Source organism: Paenibacillus sp. FSL W7-1279 (genome assembly GCF_037969845.1).
Taxonomy (GTDB): Bacteria; Bacillota; Bacilli; order Paenibacillales; family Paenibacillaceae; genus Paenibacillus_AQ.
Map to the genome: position 1 here is coordinate 6,757,647 of NZ_CP150215.1, position 17,286 is coordinate 6,774,932.

At 49.0% G+C, this 17,286-nt stretch carries 17 protein-coding genes and 1 other annotated feature; all 17 genes read right to left on the reverse strand.

All coding sequences use genetic code 11. From position 1 onward, the window contains the following. Nucleotides 1–64 precede the first annotated feature (64 nt). Nucleotides 65–3,610, reverse strand: a complete 3,546-nt coding sequence (gene rpoB, locus MKY82_RS30795) for a DNA-directed RNA polymerase subunit beta (RefSeq protein WP_071221023.1) — start codon at nt 3,608–3,610, stop codon at nt 65–67. 348 nt (nt 3,611–3,958) lie between these two features. Then, the gene (locus tag MKY82_RS30800) at nt 3,959–4,564 is read right to left on the reverse strand and encodes a class I SAM-dependent methyltransferase (RefSeq protein WP_194544958.1); all 606 of its coding nucleotides are present in this window, start codon (nt 4,562–4,564) and stop codon (nt 3,959–3,961) included. 183 nt (nt 4,565–4,747) lie between these two features. Next, entirely contained in the window at nt 4,748–5,110 is a 363-nt protein-coding gene (rplL, locus tag MKY82_RS30805) for a 50S ribosomal protein L7/L12 (protein WP_076326231.1), read from the reverse strand. Nucleotides 5,111–5,177: 67 nt separating this feature from the next. Continuing rightward, nucleotides 5,178–5,681, reverse strand: coding sequence for a 50S ribosomal protein L10 (rplJ, locus tag MKY82_RS30810; RefSeq protein WP_009591975.1), 504 nt, complete (start codon nt 5,679–5,681; stop codon nt 5,178–5,180). Between the two features lie 58 nt (nt 5,682–5,739). Next, nucleotides 5,740–5,898 (reverse strand) — a sequence feature (ribosomal protein L10 leader region). Nucleotides 5,899–5,967: 69 nt separating this feature from the next. Further along, nucleotides 5,968–6,660, reverse strand: a complete 693-nt coding sequence (rplA, locus tag MKY82_RS30815) for a 50S ribosomal protein L1 (RefSeq protein ID WP_009591966.1) — start codon at nt 6,658–6,660, stop codon at nt 5,968–5,970. A gap of 80 nt (nt 6,661–6,740) precedes the next feature. Continuing rightward, entirely contained in the window at nt 6,741–7,166 is a 426-nt protein-coding gene (gene rplK / locus MKY82_RS30820) for a 50S ribosomal protein L11 (protein ID WP_076326233.1), read from the reverse strand. 71 nt (nt 7,167–7,237) lie between these two features. After that, nucleotides 7,238–7,771, reverse strand: a complete 534-nt coding sequence (nusG, locus tag MKY82_RS30825; protein ID WP_006212939.1) for a transcription termination/antitermination protein NusG — start codon at nt 7,769–7,771, stop codon at nt 7,238–7,240. Between the two features lie 21 nt (nt 7,772–7,792). Then, on the reverse strand, nt 7,793–7,984 hold the full coding sequence (secE, locus tag MKY82_RS30830; RefSeq protein ID WP_006212940.1) for a preprotein translocase subunit SecE: 192 nt from the start codon (nt 7,982–7,984) through the stop codon (nt 7,793–7,795). A 24-nt stretch (nt 7,985–8,008) separates the two neighbouring features. Then, a complete protein-coding gene (gene rpmG / locus MKY82_RS30835) occupies nt 8,009–8,158 on the reverse strand; it encodes a 50S ribosomal protein L33 (RefSeq protein WP_006212941.1) in 150 nt (49 codons plus the stop codon). 638 nt (nt 8,159–8,796) lie between these two features. Beyond that, nucleotides 8,797–10,157 (reverse strand): IS1182 family transposase gene (locus tag MKY82_RS30840; RefSeq protein ID WP_339219424.1). Its coding sequence is split into 2 segments (ribosomal slippage): nt 8,797–9,590 and nt 9,590–10,157, totalling 1,362 coding nucleotides; the frame shifts between segments, so codons are not numbered across the junction. Nucleotides 10,158–10,312: 155 nt separating this feature from the next. Further along, nucleotides 10,313–10,957 (reverse strand): RNA polymerase sporulation sigma factor SigH, encoded by a 645-nt coding sequence (gene sigH, locus MKY82_RS30845; RefSeq protein ID WP_194544959.1) that lies wholly within the window; start codon nt 10,955–10,957, stop codon nt 10,313–10,315. Nucleotides 10,958–11,162: 205 nt separating this feature from the next. Next, nucleotides 11,163–11,681, reverse strand: a complete 519-nt coding sequence (locus MKY82_RS30850; RefSeq protein ID WP_071221026.1) for an NYN domain-containing protein — start codon at nt 11,679–11,681, stop codon at nt 11,163–11,165. Nucleotides 11,682–11,686: 5 nt separating this feature from the next. Next, nucleotides 11,687–12,439: a 23S rRNA (guanosine(2251)-2'-O)-methyltransferase RlmB gene (rlmB, locus tag MKY82_RS30855; RefSeq protein ID WP_113061177.1), complete on the reverse strand. Its 753-nt coding sequence runs from the start codon at nt 12,437–12,439 to the stop codon at nt 11,687–11,689. Between the two features lie 87 nt (nt 12,440–12,526). Next, entirely contained in the window at nt 12,527–12,970 is a 444-nt protein-coding gene (locus MKY82_RS30860; RefSeq protein WP_339220160.1) for a Mini-ribonuclease 3, read from the reverse strand. Continuing rightward, the gene (gene cysS, locus MKY82_RS30865) at nt 12,967–14,373 is read right to left on the reverse strand and encodes a cysteine--tRNA ligase (protein ID WP_220683762.1); all 1,407 of its coding nucleotides are present in this window, start codon (nt 14,371–14,373) and stop codon (nt 12,967–12,969) included. The genes MKY82_RS30860 and cysS overlap by 4 nt, the downstream gene beginning before the upstream one ends. Before the next feature lie 58 nt (nt 14,374–14,431). Beyond that, on the reverse strand, nt 14,432–15,121 hold the full coding sequence (gene cysE / locus MKY82_RS30870; protein ID WP_339294962.1) for a serine O-acetyltransferase: 690 nt from the start codon (nt 15,119–15,121) through the stop codon (nt 14,432–14,434). A 688-nt stretch (nt 15,122–15,809) separates the two neighbouring features. After that, complete coding sequence (gene gltX / locus MKY82_RS30875) at nt 15,810–17,273, reverse strand: glutamate--tRNA ligase (RefSeq protein ID WP_339294963.1); 1,464 nt, start codon at nt 17,271–17,273, stop codon at nt 15,810–15,812. Nucleotides 17,274–17,286 lie beyond the last annotated feature (13 nt).

Sequence of the window (17,286 nt, forward strand, 5' to 3'; positions counted from 1 at the left end):
TATGTGCTATACGACCATAACACCACCGCCGACTTATAAGCCGACGGGGGTGAATGATTGACCGTTATTCCACTCCGACTTCAGTGCCTTCCAAGTTAAGGCTCAGTTTATCACCTTGAGCATCGTCTTCGTCATCGAGTTCTTTCATCTCGATTTCCTCTTCATTCTCGCTCAGGATTTTGACATCCATACCGAGAGACTGAAGCTCTTTAATCAATACCTTGAACGATTCAGGAACACCCGGTTCCGGAACATTCTCACCTTTGACGATGGATTCGTAGGTTTTCACCCGGCCGACCACGTCATCCGACTTGACGGTAAGAATTTCTTGCAGCGTATAAGCAGCACCGTAAGCTTCAAGTGCCCACACTTCCATCTCACCGAAGCGCTGTCCACCGAACTGAGCTTTACCACCCAGCGGCTGCTGCGTAACGAGAGAGTATGGTCCCGTAGAACGGGCGTGAATTTTATCATCAACCATGTGCGCGAGCTTGATCATGTGCATGACGCCGACGGTAACTTCACGTTCAAAACGTTCACCCGTCCGTCCGTCGTACAATACGGTCTTACCATTGCGCTGCATGCCTGCTTCTTCCATCGTATCAAACACGTCATACTCACTTGCACCGTCAAATACCGGTGAAGCTACGTGAATGCCGAGCTGGAGCGCAGCCATACCCAAGTGAACCTCGAGCACCTGACCGATGTTCATCCGTGATGGAACCCCTAGAGGGTTCAACACAACTTGAACCGGCGTGCCATCTGGCAGGAACGGCATATCTTCTTCAGGCAAAATACGGGCAACGACACCTTTGTTACCGTGACGTCCGGCCATTTTGTCACCTTCGGAGATTTTACGTTTCTGTGCGATGTAAACACGAACCAGTTGGTTAACGCCCGGCGGCAATTCGTCGCCGTTCTCACGTGTAAACACCTTCACATCTACGATGATTCCGTCACTACCGTGAGGAACGCGCAGCGAGGTATCGCGCACTTCGCGAGCCTTCTCACCGAAGATCGCATGCAGGAGACGCTCTTCAGCCGTCAGCTCGGTTACACCCTTAGGCGTTACCTTACCTACGAGAATATCTCCGGCGCTGATTTCGGCACCGATGCGGATAATTCCGCGCTCGTCAAGGTTCTTCAGTGCTTCTTCACCTACGTTAGGAATATCACGCGTAATTTCTTCCGGTCCGAGCTTCGTGTCACGAGCTTCGGATTCGTACTCCTCGATATGAATCGAAGTGTACACATCCTCTTTGACCAGTTTCTCGGAGAGAAGAATCGCATCCTCGTAGTTGTAACCTTCCCAAGTCATGAACGCAACAACGACGTTGCGGCCCAGTGCCAATTCGCCCATCTCCGTGGATGGACCGTCTGCGAGAATGTCACCTTTTTTGATGACATCGCCGCGTTTAACGATTGGACGCTGATTGATGCATGTTCCTTGGTTCGAACGCATAAATTTGTGTAATTTATGTTTAATAAGATCGCCTTTGACTTCTTGTCCGTCGACATTTTCCACACGGCGGACCCAGATTTCATTAGCGGATGAACGTTCAATAATCCCGTCATGTTTGGATACAATACATACACCGGAGTCTTTCGCAGACTTGTGTTCCATTCCGGTTCCGACGAGCGGAGCTTTAGGAATAAGAAGCGGAACAGCCTGCCGCTGCATGTTGGATCCCATCAGCGCGCGGTTGGAGTCATCGTTCTCAAGGAACGGAATGAGCGCCGTCGCTACCGACACAACCTGCTTAGGTGATACGTCCATGTAGTCTACACGGTCGCTCGGCATAGGAAGGATGTTATCGGACTGCTTGTTATAACGGACGATAACCATTTCGTCAGCGAAGGTACCATCTTCGTTGAGCTCGGCGTTCGCCTGGGCAACGATGTAGTTATCCTCTTCGTCTGCAGTCAGGTAATCGATTTGGTCCGTTACTTTACCGGTCTTCGGATCCACCCAACGATACGGAGCTTCAATGAAGCCATATTCGTTGATGCGCGCAAACGTCGACAAGGAGTTGATCAGACCGATGTTCGGTCCCTCCGGCGTCTCGATCGGACACATACGGCCATAGTGACTGTGGTGAACGTCCCGCACTTCAAAGCCCGCACGCTCACGAGTCAAACCGCCGGGTCCGAGAGCAGACAGACGACGTTTATGCGTCAGTTCCGCAAGCGGGTTGGTCTGATCCATGAACTGGGACAGCTGGGAGCTTCCGAAGAACTCTTTAATCGATGCGATAACCGGACGTATGTTGATAAGCGCCTGCGGCGTAATCACGTTTGCATCCTGAATCGACATTCTTTCGCGAACGACACGTTCCATCCGGGACAAACCGATACGGAACTGATTTTGAAGCAATTCGCCTACGGAACGCAGACGACGGTTACCCAGGTGGTCAATATCATCCGTATTGCCAATCCCATGCAGCAGGTTGATGAAATAGCTGATGGAAGAAATGATATCTGCCTGTGTAATATGCTTCACCGATTTATCAATGTTTGCGTTCGCGATGACCTTCACGACTTTGGCATCCTCAATCGGAGAGAATACATCGATCGTTTGCAGCGGGATATCCTCGCTGTCCATCACACCGCCGGTAACATGATAATTCTTGAAGCCTACGCTCTTCTCAAGGTAAGGCATGATCTCGTCCAAAAGACGGCGGTCTACGGTTTGACCAGCTTCTGCAATGATCTCACCCGTATCGATGTCTATCAAACTCTCTGCCAAACGCTGATTAAAGAGGCGGTTCTTAATATGAAGCTTCTTGTTGATCTTATAGCGACCAACGTTAGCCAAATCATAACGCTTCGGATCGAAGAAACGGGCAACGAGAAGGCTCTTCGCATTCTCCAGTGTTGGCGGCTCGCCCGGACGAAGACGTTCATAGATTTCGATGAGCGCTTTTTCCGTGGAGTCGGTGTTGTCTTTATCCAGCGTATTTTGAATATATTCATCATTGCCCAGAAGATCCAGAATCTCGGCATCTGTACCAAAACCAAGTGCACGTAAAAGTACCGTTACAGGGATTTTACGGGTACGGTCGATCCGGACATAGATAATGTCCTTCGCGTCCATCTCCAGTTCAAGCCAAGCGCCGCGGTTAGGGATAACTGTTGCAGTGTACGTCGTCTTACCGTTTTTATCCACTTTTGTGCTGAAATAGACGCTGGGAGAGCGAACCAACTGGCTGACAATAACCCGTTCGGCACCATTGATAATGAATGTTCCGGTTTCCGTCATTAACGGGAAGTCTCCCATGAACACTTCCTGCTCCTTGACCTCTCCGGTCTCCTTGTTAATGAGCCGGACTTTCACGCGGAGCGGCGCCGCATAAGTAACGTCGCGTTCTTTCGCGTCATCGACGGTGTATTTCGGTTCTCCAAGGCTGTAGTCAATGAACTCTAGCACCAAATTACCTGTGAAATCCTGAATCGGCGAGATGTCCTGGAACATTTCGCGGAGTCCTTCCTCCAAAAACCATTCATAAGATTTTTGTTGGATTTCAATCAGGTTCGGAACTTCGAGTACCTCGTTAATACGAGCATAACTTCGCCGAGTGCGTCGACCATATTGAACAAGATGTCCTGCCAACTTAAACTCACCCCTCATGTCTACTCACTTTAAAAATTTCATTGCGAACCTCTGTTTGTAACACTATAATGGAACATACAGAGGACACTCCCATAAATAGAGAAAAGCCCTTATCGAATACCTTTTCGAAAAAAGAGCAGCTTATCCATGGTTATGATAATCATCTCATATCCTGTAGATTTGCCCAAAATGTACATATTATACGTCAATATGATCGACTTTATGCATCTTTCCACACATTAAGTCTTGACATTTCAGCCAACTAAAGACAAAGAGACCATCCTAATACTGACATTTTATAATAATACCATACCAGCATACCCAAGTCAACAGCCTAGTCGAACTATTTTAAGAAGATTTCGTCGCTTTGAATATCCGGTATCCTTTATCCTTCGTTACTTCCTCGACCTGATGAAATAGACTCTCCAGCTTCGCTTTCGCTGAAGGCGCGCCTTGCTTCTTCTGAATCACAACCCACAGCTGCCCATCCTCACGCAGATGCTTCCACGCTTCTTCGAATATGGCATGAACCGTCTCTTTCCCGGCACGAATCGGCGGATTGGTGAGAACCACGTCGAATTGCTGACCCTGCACCGCAGCAAACAAATCGCTCTCCAAGATGGTCACATTGGATATACCATTACGTTTCGCATTCTCCTTGGCTAATTCGACAGCACGGCTATTAATGTCGATCATCGTCACATGGCCCTGCGCAGCCATTTTTGCCGCTGACAGACCGATCGGACCATATCCGCAGCCTACATCCAATACTTCAGCATGCTGGTTAAAGTTCATAGCTTCTATTAAAACCTTGCTGCCATAATCCACGCCGCTCTTAGAGAATACGCCCGCGTCACTGATAAAGTTGAAAGTCTGCCCCCGAAGCTCCGTCTTTAACTCCTTACGGTCATGAGCAATTTCCGGCTGATTCGAGTAATAATGTTGATTCGGCATCATTTCCTCCGTCTTGAATCAAAGTCTGCCCGCCTAAGATATTTCGCTCTTAAGCGCTCTTATCCCAGTATAACCTTTCTTGCGGAGAATCAGTACCTTGTGATCTCCCCGCCACAATAACAAACCCCTTGAACAAATATTCAAGGGGTTTGATTCTTGCTGACGTGAATCTCAAGAAGTTAATTACTTAACTTCTACGGATGCGCCTGCTTCTTCCAATTTAGCTTTAACAGCTTCTGCTTCTTCTTTAGCTACTTTTTCTTTCAATGGTTTTGGAGCGTTGTCAACCAGTTCTTTTGCTTCTTTCAAGCCAAGACCTGTGATTTCGCGAACCACTTTGATTACGTTGATTTTGGACGCGCCTGCGCTAGTCAGGATTACGTCAAATTCGGATTGCTCAGCAGCTTCAGCTGCACCAGCGCCACCTACAACAGCTACTGGAGCTGCAGCAGTTACACCAAATTCTTCTTCGATTGCTTTTACGAGATCGTTCAGTTCCAGAACGGACATACCTTTAATTGCTTCCAAGATTTGCTCTTTGCTCATTGGGTTGAACCTCCATTTATTATTAAGATTTTATAGTTGTTGTTACACAGCTTCAGCAAGACAAAGCTTACGCGCCTTGTTCTTCCTTCTCAGCAACAGCCTTAACTGCAAGCGCGAAGTTGCGCACTGGAGCTTGAAGCACGCTGAGGAGCATGGAGAGGAGACCTTCGCGGGACGGAAGTTCTGCCAGAGCTTTGATTTCGCTCTCTCCGATTACACGGCCTTCTACTACGCCGCCTTTCAATTTCAACGCGTCGTTTTTCTTAGCAAAATCGTTAAGGATTTTTGCTGGAGCGACAGCGTCATTGGTACCAAATGCAACAGCTGTTGGACCAGTCAAGACTTCGTCCAGATCAGTCAGCTCTGCTGCCGCAGTTGCACGGCGAAGCAGCGTGTTTTTCAGTACTTGGAACTCGACGCCAGCTTCACGAAGCTGTTTACGAAGTTCAGTTACTTGCGCAACGTTCAGTCCGCGATAGTCAGCAACTACTGTCGATACGCTCTCGCGCAGCTTAGCAGCAACGACATCAACCGCTTCTTGTTTCGCTTGAATCACTTTTGCGTTTGCCAATGATTACACCTCCTGGTTGTATTAGTAGCGTAAGAGCACCAAGCTCTCCGCTCTTCCTACGGGCACTAAAAAAGCCTCCGTAGAATCACGAAGGCCTGATGAATCATCATTTGGCCGGAGTAACCGGACAAATTGTTGACGTTCTATCATAACACCTCGGTAGGAAATTAAGCCTGCTTAGGGCACCTACTGTCTACGGTAAGCATATTCAACTTTAAGGGTCAGTCTCGAAGACTCACAACTGTTACATAATATCAAACCTCATTGACCAAAGTCAATGGTAATATTATCTGTAGACGGTTGTGTTCACGCGAGCGCTTGGTCCCATTGTCGAGGAAACAGCGATGCCTTTCAGGTATACACCTTTAGCAGCAGCTGGTTTCGCACGATTCAATGCATCGATGAGAGCTTTGAGGTTCTCATTCAATTGAGCTGCATCGAAAGACACTTTACCGATCGGCGCGTGAATTTGACCTGCTTTGTCCAGACGGTACTCGATTTTACCGGCTTTGATTTCTTGAACAGCCTTAGCAACATCGAATGTAACCGTACCAGCTTTAGGGTTAGGCATCAGGCCTTTACCACCGAGCAGACGGCCAAGTTTACCGACTTCACTCATCATATCAGGTGTAGCTACGCAGACATCGAACTCGAACCAGCCTTGTTGGATTTTGTTGATCATGTCTTGATCGCCAACAAAATCAGCGCCAGCAGCTTCTGCCTCTTTCGCTTTTTCACCTTTTGCAAATACCAGAACGCGTTGTGTTTTACCTGTGCCGTGAGGCAAGACAACAACACCACGAACAGCCTGGTCTTGTTTACGTGGGTCTACACCCAAACGTACAGCCGCTTCAACAGTTTCGTCGAATTTGGCAGTTGCAGCCTTCTTCACAAGCTCTACAGCTTCCAAAGGCTCATAAGTTGCTTCGCTGTCAATCAGCTTCGCAGCTTCAACGTATTTCTTACCGTGTTTAGCCATGTTTGTTTTCCTCCTTTGTGGTGTTAGCGGAAATTCCTCCCACATAATCCGAACCTAGTTCGGTTTCAATCAAAAGACAATTAGTCTTCGATTGTGATACCCATACTACGGGCAGTACCTTCTACCATCTTCATTGCAGCTTCAACAGATGCAGCGTTCAGGTCAGGCATTTTTGTTTCAGCGATTTGACGAACAGCGTCACGCTTAACAGTAGCAACTTTCTTCTTGTTAGGCTCGCCGGATCCTTTTTCGATCTTAGCAGCCACACGAAGCAGAACAGCAGCCGGTGGAGTTTTAGTGATGAACGTAAAGGAACGATCTTCAAACACCGAAATTTCAACCGGAATGATCAGACCAGCTTGATCAGCAGTACGTGCGTTGAACTCTTTACAGAATGCCATGATGTTGACACCCGCTTGACCCAATGCAGGACCTACTGGAGGAGCCGGATTCGCTTTACCTGCAGGAATTTGCAGTTTCACAATCTTGATAACTTTCTTAGCCATGGTTGACACCTCCTTGCATCAATAGTGGTAGCGGACGCTTTGACACGCCCTCCCACAAGAAACCTGAAGAATTAGATCTTCTCCACTTGAGTATAATCCAACTCCAGCGGGGTTTCCCGTCCAAACATGTTGACGTGAACCTTCAACTTGCTCTTTTCAGCCAAAATCTCTTCCACGGAGCCCACAAAATTCGCAAAAGGACCAACCTTGATACGAACGGATTCCTTGATGTCGAATTCGATCTTCGGTTTCGGCTCTTCCATGCCCATATGCTTCAGAATCTGTTCTACTTCTTCTGGAAGCAAAGGCGTCGGTTTAGAACCGGACCCTGTCGAACCAACAAAACCGGTCACTCCTGGTGTATTGCGGACAACATACCAAGAATCATCGGTCTGAATCATTTCGACCAAGACATATCCCGGGTAAACTTTACGCATGACGGTTTTTTTCTTGCCGTCTTTGTTTACGATTTCTTCTTCCATCGGAACAAGAACGCGGAATATTTTGTCCTCCATGCCCATGGACTCGACACGTTTTTCCAAATTGGCTTTGACTTTATTCTCATACCCAGAGTAGGTATGAACTACGTACCATCTTTTTTCCATATCAAGCCACCTGGGACCCTTCTAAATTATCGCTTCGATCACAGCGGAAATACCGATGTCTACAACCCAAAAATAAATCGTGACAAACACAATGGTGCCGAGAACAATTAAAGTATAGTTCGTCAGTTCTTTACGATTGGGCCAGCGAACTTTTTTAAGTTCCGCCCAGCTTTCAGAGAAAAAGGAAAACAGAGACTTGAAACCACGTTTCACGCCGACTACACCTCCAAAAGAAAACTATCTGGTTTCGCGATGAGGAGTTTGCTCGTTACAGAACTTGCAAAATTTCTTCATCTCCATGCGGTCGGGGTGATTTCGCTTGTTTTTGGTGGTTGTGTAGTTTCTTTGTTTGCAGCTTGTACAAGCCAAAGTGATAATTACCCGCATGATGTGCACCTCCCGAAGACGTCCTTCTTTATCAGAAGAATCGATATTGATCCTAGTAGAAACAACCTTGTTCTCATCGAAACCCGGTTATTTCTGCGAGATGAATAAAACCGTTGTTCCAAAAGCTGTAACAACGATCCATTCATAAAACACGCGAATTTAGGCCTACCTAAAACACTTTATCACAAGGATAGCGCCATTTCAAGCCTTTTTCTCTCTGATTGCGGGCTGCAATAAATGCCATTGCCAGCTAAACCAGGGAATGAGTCCCCGGAATATTGTAAACATCTCGCTGTAAAAAACTGTGGCGTTTCACAGTCTTTGTCCATCCTGCATAGCATTTAGTCTATATCCAGTATGTTCAATCTTCCAAGAGATGAAACACCAAATATTACACATTTTGCGTTTTGCGAAAATGGACATCTTGGAATTTCGTCCTATCATATCTGCCAGCTAAAAATAAATGGCGACAAAGTATAAAAAAGATCCTTCGCCGGCCATCCTGATTCAATAACGATCAGGCAATTAAAAAAAGGCTCTGATTGAGCCTTCTCAGATTGTCGAGAAACCCTGCACTTTTTTCAAAGTACAGGGTTTCTCCCTTTTTAAGTGGTCAATTCAAGAGGGGAAATGGGGGATTACCCCCTGTTTTCCAGGCGATCCAAGTGGATCGCCATCTTCTTCATATTCTGCACGGTTGCTGTCATCAGAGCTTGTTCCCTGACGTTTTGCAACCCGCGCAACCGGCAATAGCGAAACCCATGGAGCTCTTTGGCATCCGCGAAGCTTCGCTCAATCGTTTCTTTTCGTTTTCGGTATAAATACTTGCCGGATCGACTGAGCCGGTTGTTTCGCACCCATTCCTTGCTGTCTTCCCAGACATGGCGCGTGACGACCTTGCGGTGATTCCGTGAACGGGTACATTGCTCCAGCATCGGGCAAGTCTTGCAGTGCTTCGGATCGGAGGCATATTGCCGGTATCCTTCTCGATTCGTGGTGCGATACAACAATTCATGCTGGAGCGGACAAATATAACGGTTACGCTCGGCATCATAGGTAAACTTCCACTTCGGAAATAAGCCTTGGGTCGGATGAAATCTCCGGTGAGCAATCACTCCAAAGATCCCCCGTTCCTGCAATCCTTTGCAGATGGGGGTTGTTAAATAGCCTGAATCCAGGGCAACGGCTTCAACTTCAAAACCAAATCGCTCTCGTTGGCGATCCAAACGCGACAAATACGGTACAGAATCATGGACGTTTCCCGGCGTGACGTGGACATCGGTAATCAGATTGTACTTCAAATCAACGGTCCGGTGATCTAAATAAAAGAATCCTTCCGGTTTCCCGTCGCGAATCATATAACCGCTATCCGGGTCGGTTTTGCTCACCTTGATTTCTTTCTTCTCGACCACATCCTCTCTGGGTTTTAAAGCTTTTTTCCATGCGCCTTCCGGTCGGCTTCTACTGCGCCATTGAGTTCGTCCATGTAATCTCGTGTGTTTTGTAGAACCTGCTGCTTGGTGTACTGGTGTTTGTTCGCATTGGCCTTCACATGCGTGGAATCCGAAACCAGGACTCGTCCGCCGACCATGCGATGCTCGATTGCCTGCAGCACAATCTCATCGAAGATATCTTGAAAGATATTAGTGTCTTTGAAACGAGTCCGTCGGTTCCAGCTAATGGTGGTATGGTCCGGAACTTTGTCTGTCAATCCCAAACCAAGAAACCAACGGTATGCCAGATTCGTCTGAATCTCGCGTTCCAGTTGACGCTCTGAACGGATGCCGTAAAAATAACCGAGGAAAATCATCTTAAATAACACGACAGGATCGATGGCTGGTCGCCCATTATCAGCACAGTAAAGCGGACGGACCTTTTCGTCGATGAAAGAGAAATCGATATACTTGTCCACTTTACGGAGCAGATGATCTTGAGGAACCAATTCTTCAATCGAAACAAACTCGTAAGCCTGCTGTTTTTCTCGGTTAGAACGCAACATATTTAACACCCTTCCGAACGGTTTATTTACTAATATTATATAGTATTAACGCGGTGTCGTGTTGAACTAAATACACAAAAAATAGCTGTCGAGACTTTCTCGACAGCCTGAAAAGGCTCTGATTGAGCCTTCTGCTTCTTATCCGACACTTGCTATTAATTATCCCTGACTTCCAGATAACGTTCAAGCTTTCGCTTTACTCGCTGGAGTGCATTGTCAATCGATTTTACATGACGCCTTAAATCTACCGCAATCTCTTGATAGGATCGACCGTCCAAATAGAGCATCAGGACTTTCCGTTCCAGCTCGCTTAAGATCTCTGACATCTTGTCTTCCAGGCCGACAAATTCCTCTTGATTGATGATCAGTTCCTCCGGATCGCTTACCGCAGTACCGCAAATGACATCCAGCAGCGTACGGTCCGAATCCTCATCATAAATCGGCTTGTCCAATGAGACATACGAATTGAGCGGAATATGCTTCTGTCTCGTAGCGGTCTTAATTGCCGTAATGATCTGCCTGGTAATGCAGAGCTCGGCAAAGGCCTTGAACGAGGACAGCTTATCCCCTTTAAAATCACGAATTGCCTTGTACAGCCCGATCATGCCTTCCTGGACAATATCTTCCCGGTCAGCGCCAATCAGAAAATAGGAGCGGGCTTTAGCACGTACAAAATTCCGGTATTTATTGATCAAATACTCCAGCGCCCCGCTATCACCCTCGCGGACCGCCTCGACAATGTCTTCATCGCTTATCACATCATACCCTGACAACATGACTTCCTTGAGGTCCACACTCAATAGAATCCCTCCGGCCCGGAACGCACGGTAGCCCGTCACTCGCTTGAAATATATGACAAGTATATATGATGTCTACTAGACCGTCAACTACGTTCTACCTAAAATAGACCGATAATAACATTTAATGTAAACTTTTTCATAGATTCATATACCGTTTTCATTCTCCAAATGAGCCGACCTCTCGTCCCTATTGTGTAAAACAGTTCTACTCCCTTCGCCAGCGCTCGAACGCCTGTCTCACATCCGGCGGCAGCTTCCCGTCAAGTGTATTCCTGCTCTTGGTCTGCTCTTTCGTTATTTTTTGCTTCACTTCGCGCTCACTTTGCTCCACCTCGTTAAGCAATTCCCGGGCGGACAGCCGGAGTGCTCCCCGAGCAAAAATCACGTGCTGCTCAATTAAATCGCTGGTCGCCACATAAATTTTACGCCGACGGTGGCTAAACTCCCCGACTAGCCGTTCAATGCACTCATCGGCGGTTTCTTTCTCCTTCGTAAAAAACACCTGAACCTTGCCTTGCGTGTAGGATTTCCCCAGTCCAGGAACACGGTATGCGTCAAAAATCACCACGACTCTGAGGCCTGAGAACGCCTGGTAATCCGCTAATTTCTCCAGCAGCATGTCTCGCGCTTCATGCATGCTGCTATTGGCGAGCTTCGCAAGATATGGCCAGCCGCCGATCATATTATAACCGTCGACCAGCAGCACATCCCGCCAATCGGCCATCATTGCTAACCTTGAAGGCGGCGACGGCGAAGCACTTCGTACATAACGACACCTGCGGCTACCGAGGCATTAAGCGAGTTGATCTTTCCGGCCATCGGCAGTTTCACAAGCACATCGCATTTCTCACGGATCAGACGCCCCATCCCTTTATTCTCATTACCGATAACGATAGCAACCGGCCCGTCAAAAACCTCGGTGTCATACAATTCCTGAACGGCATCAACAACGGTCCCGACAACCCATACACCCATTTCCTTCAGCTGATCGATGGTTTGGCCCAGATTGGTCACCCTAGCTACGGGCACATACTCCACTGCGCCGGCGGATGTTTTGGATACCGTTGCCGTTACTTGGGCGGATCTGCGCTTAGGCAGTATGACGCCATGAGCACCCGTGCAGTCTGCCGTCCGGAGAATCGAGCCCAGATTGTGCGGATCCTCGATCTCGTCGAGAAGCAGCAAGAAAGGCGGTTCGCCTTTTTCCTCTGCAACTTTCAGCAAATCCTCCACTTCCACATAAGCATAGGGTGCCGCTTGGGCAACCACGCCTTGATGCTGAACTCCCGGAACCATCTGATCCAGCTTGCGTTTGTCCACATGCTGAATGACAATACCCAGTTTCTTCGCTTCCGCGATGATCGGCAGGGTCAGGTGCTTTTGCGCATTTTCGGCAATCCATATTTTGTTGATCGTACGTCCTGATTTGAGCGCTTCCGTTACGGAGTGCTTACCAGCTACTACTTCCTCTTCTTGCAACATGTAGTTCTCCTCCTGCATATCAGCCGGCGTCCCCTCGCGGAAACACCGGCTGTATCGTTTCAATGTGATGCGATATTGTCTAACGGTCTATTTAATAGACCCCTCAATATACTCGATGCTCTTCCCTATGAGCTCACGGAGCCGGTCCTGCTCACCCGTATAATATAAATACCCAACCAGCGTCTCAAATGCCGTTGCATGCCGGTATTCGAGGACGTCGGCATTTTTGGGGATGCTGCCAGATTTGGCGTTGCGTCCCTGACGCACAATATCGCGCTCTTCTTCCGTCAACTCCGGATCCAGATAAGCCAATATTCGGCTCTGTGCCTTCGCCGACACAAATCCTGTTGCCGAACGGTGCAGGTGATGGGGGCGGAGATTCGCTCTCGATATCAAAAACTGCCGCACCGCCACCTCATAAATGGCATCTCCGATATAGGCAAGCACGATGGGCGGGATTAACCGGGCCGGCTTCGACGGCGGAAAATCGAACCAGCCTACTGCGGGATCATGAAACTCAGGCCCGCTCATTTACGCCGCCAGCGCATACCCTGCGCCGTATCCTCAAGCACGATGCCTTCATCCGCCAGCTTGTCGCGGATTTCATCCGCTCGGGCCCAGTTTTTATTCTTCCGGGCTTCGACACGTTCGGCAATCAGAGCTTCAATCTCCTCATCCAGCAACTCATCCGTGCCTGTATTTACGATGCGCAGCACGCCGTTCATTTCGTTGAAAGCGCGCAGCACTTCATGCAGGTCCGCCGCAGGAATCGAGGCTTCCTTCAACAGCTGATTCGCCTCGCTGGCCCATTGGAACATGGCGGTGATGGCGTCCGGCGTGTTGAAATCATCCTGCATTTTCTGGTGAAATTCGACAAGGACGGCCGATATTTTATCCGCAACTTCCTGGCTTACGTTATCGTCCTTCGAACCGATCGCGGTACTCAATCGATGCTCGATATTAGCCGCCGCATTCGCCAGACGTTCCACGCTGTTCTGCGCCTGCTCCATCACCTCATCGCTATAATTCAGCGGGTTGCGGTAATGGGTGGACAACATGAAATAGCGGATAGCTTCTTTTGTATATTGTTCACGAAGTTCCTTAACCAATACACCATTGCCTAACGATTTCGACATTTTCTCGTTATTGATGCGGATATATCCATTGTGCATCCAATAGTTCGCCAGCGGTTTGCCTGTCAGTGCCTCCGACTGCGCAACTTCGCATTCATGGTGCGGGAACTGCAGGTCCTGGCCGCCGCCATGGATATCCAGCGTATCCCCGAGATAACGACGGGCCATGGCGGAGCACTCAATATGCCAGCCTGGACGGCCGTCGCCCCAAGGACTGCTCCAATAGATCTCTCCAGGCTTCGCGGCTTTCCATAGAACAAAGTCTTCCGGATTTTCTTTCCGCTTATCCACCTCAATCCGGATCCCGAATTGCAGCTCGTCGAGATTTTGCTGGGACAGCTTCCCGTAATCGTCAAACTTGCGGGTCCGGTAGAATACGTCTCCCCCGTTCTCATAAGCAAAGTCTCGGTCGATGAGTTCCTGGATGAATTCGATAATGCTCTCCATATTGTCCGTTACCCGTGGATTCAATGTCGCTCTTGGTATGCCAAGACCGTCCAGATCCTCGTAATAGGCGTTGATAAACTTATCCGCGACCTCCGGAACGGTCGTCCCGGTTTGCTCCGCTTTCCGGATCATTTTGTCATCCACATCCGTAAAGTTCACCACGTAATTCACATCATTACCCTGGTTCTCAAAGTAAGCTCGAACCACGTCGAAAAAGATCATCGGCCGAGCATTCCCGATATGGATATAATCGTACACGGTAGGACCGCACACGTAGATCTTTACCTTCCCGGGTTCCTGAGCAACAAACGTTTCTTTCATGCGGGTTAGCGTGTTATAGATTTGCAGTGCCATAGGGTATCATCTCAATCCTTTCATTCCATCGCTTATTGTTCCTTCACGGCTTACGGGCTTACTCTTCTTTGGCCGAAGACACAACGGCCTCGGATACCATGCGTTGAGGCTGGTTTCGTTTGCTCTCATGAAGCTCCGCCCGAAGCTGATCGATCTCCTTCTGCATCGAACGGAGCATATCAACAATCGGATCGGGCAGATTCGTGTGATCCAGCCGGTCGCGCACCCGCTCCCCGTTCTGTTTCACGATTTTCCCCGGATTGCCGACAACGGTGCTGTTTTGGGGAACAGGTCTTAATACGACTGCATTGGAACCAATGTTACAGTTATCCCCAATCGTAAAGGAACCTAGCACTTTCGCCCCCGAACCGATGACCACGTTGTTGCCGATGGTTGGGTGCCGCTTGCCTTTTTCCTTACCGGTTCCTCCAAGCGTAACCCCCTGGTAGATCACCACGTCATCCCCAATCTCACAGGTCTCTCCAATGACAACCCCCATCCCATGGTCAATGAACAGCCGCTGCCCGATACGGGCTCCCGGATGAATCTCGATCCCTGTCATAAACCGGCTGAACTGGGATATCAACCGGGCCAGCGTATACCATCGCCGCTTAAATAATGCATGAGCTACCCGGTGCGCCCATAATGCGTGAAGCCCCGAGTAGGTGAATACCACTTCAAAAAGTCCCCGGGCAGCCGGGTCATTCTCGAACACTGTCCGAATATCCGATTTCATCTGTTTAAACATGAACGCTCCCTCTTTCCCCTCTTCCAATCGCGCATGCAACTTGCTATCCATCGTTATTCCTGCAACTAAAAAACGCCCCTGCAGCTTATCGCTGCAGAGGCGCTAGACCGCGGTTCCACTCTGCTTAGAACCGGCACAAGTCTCCTCCCTTCGTCAGGGACGGATTCTACCGATTCTCTTCATGTCATTAACGGCAGACGACCGGCATGATCTAACGATTATGTTCGCTTCAACCATGCAGCTCACAGGTGCATTTCCGCTGCAGGCGACGGGACAACTCTCAGCCGGCAAATTCAAGTGGTCCTTGTCTTCTGCCGATTGTCCTCTCTGGAACGTGCCTGTTTTACGCGTACTTCTCCTGATCGTAGCTTTTATATGTTTAATATTTGTTGATCTAGTTGATGGCAACAACGACAACGCTCTATAGAACGCTGCGATTCCGGATTGTGCTTCCGATCGCTGTTGCCTTCCGATTTCTTTAACGATTATTACTTAGGTGGAAATCGGAATGCAAAGGCGAACGCTTCGCTTCTACAGCACAATTCCGGCCTCTCCGCTACTTTCGCCGTAAGAGTGACTGCTACCAAACCTTAACCTAGATCAAAGAATACTTCACTTATAGTTTGGTGTAATTATAACTGATGATATACGGGCTGACAAGGAACGTTTATCGAGGAAGCCGCCCGATTTATGCGCCTTTGATCTGAGAACGCAAACGGTCAAGCACGCGATCCCTGCCAAGCAGCCAGATCGTCTGGTTCAGGTCGCGGCCATGGGTTTGTCCCGTCAAGGCTACGCGGATCGGCATAAAGAGCTGTTTGCCCTTAAATCCGGTCTCCTTCTGAACTTCCTTGATCAGCGCCGCAATCTTCGGAGCGTTAAACTCATCACTCTGCTCGATCTTCGCAAGGAATGCCGACAATACGGCAGGGACCTGCTCGCCGCCCATGACTTCAATCCCTTCGGCATCCAGCTCCAGATGCGTACGGAAGAACACTTCCGACAGATCCACGATATCCGCAGCAGCCGTCAGCTGCTCCTGGTAGAGCGCTACGAGCGCGCGTGCCCACTCCTCTTGCTCGGCCGTAAGCTCGGACGGCAAGCGGCTAGCTTTTTGCAGATGCGGAATGGCTAAATCGGCAATCCGATCCGGATCCGCGTTCTTGATATACGTGTTGTTCAGGTGAGCCAGCTTGTTCGTATCGAATACCGCCGGACTCTTGGACAGACGATGCTCATCGAAGATCGAGATCAGCTGCTCTTGGGAGAACACTTCCTCTTCCCCTTCCGGAGACCAGCCAAGCAGCGAGATGAAGTTGAACAGCGCTTCTGGCAAATAGCCAAGCTGGTCATACTGCTCGATGAACTGGATGATCGATTCATTACGCTTGCTCAGCTTCTTATGATCCTCGCCCACGATCAGGGTCATATGTCCGAACTGAGGCGGCTCCCACCCGAAGGCTTCATAGATCATCAGCTGGCGCGGCGTATTGGAGATATGATCCTCTCCGCGGAGCACATGGCTGATCTTCATCAGATGATCGTCTAAGGCTACCGCGAAATTGTAGGTAGGAATGCCGTCTTTTTTGACGATAACGAAGTCGCCCGTCTCTTTGCTGTTAAACGAAATCGTACCCTTCACCATATCATCGAATGTGTAGATACGATCTTCCGGAACGCGGAAGCGGATGCTGGCCACACGGCCTTCAGCCTCAAACGCCTGCCGCTGCTCTTCCGTCAACTCCCGGTGCTTCCCGGAATAGCGCGGCGTCTCGCCGCGAGCCATCTGCTCTTCCCGCTCCTGCTCCAGCTCTTCTTCCGTGCAGTAGCAGCGGTAAGCAAGCCCGCGATCCAGAAGGTCCTGCCAATATTGTTTATAAATATCAAGACGCTCGGTCTGGCGGTAAGGCCCGTACTCGCCCCCGACATCCACGCTTTCATCCCAGTCCATGCCAAGCCACTTCAAGTATTTCAGCTGGCTTTGCTCTCCGCCTTCTACGTTGCGTTTTACATCCGTATCCTCGATGCGGATAATGAATTTCCCGTTGTTCTTGCGGGCGAATAAATAATTGAATAATGCCGTTCTGGCATTGCCGATATGTAAATGTCCCGTTGGACTCGGTGCATAGCGCACGCGGACTTCTCCGGTCATTGTAAACCCCTCC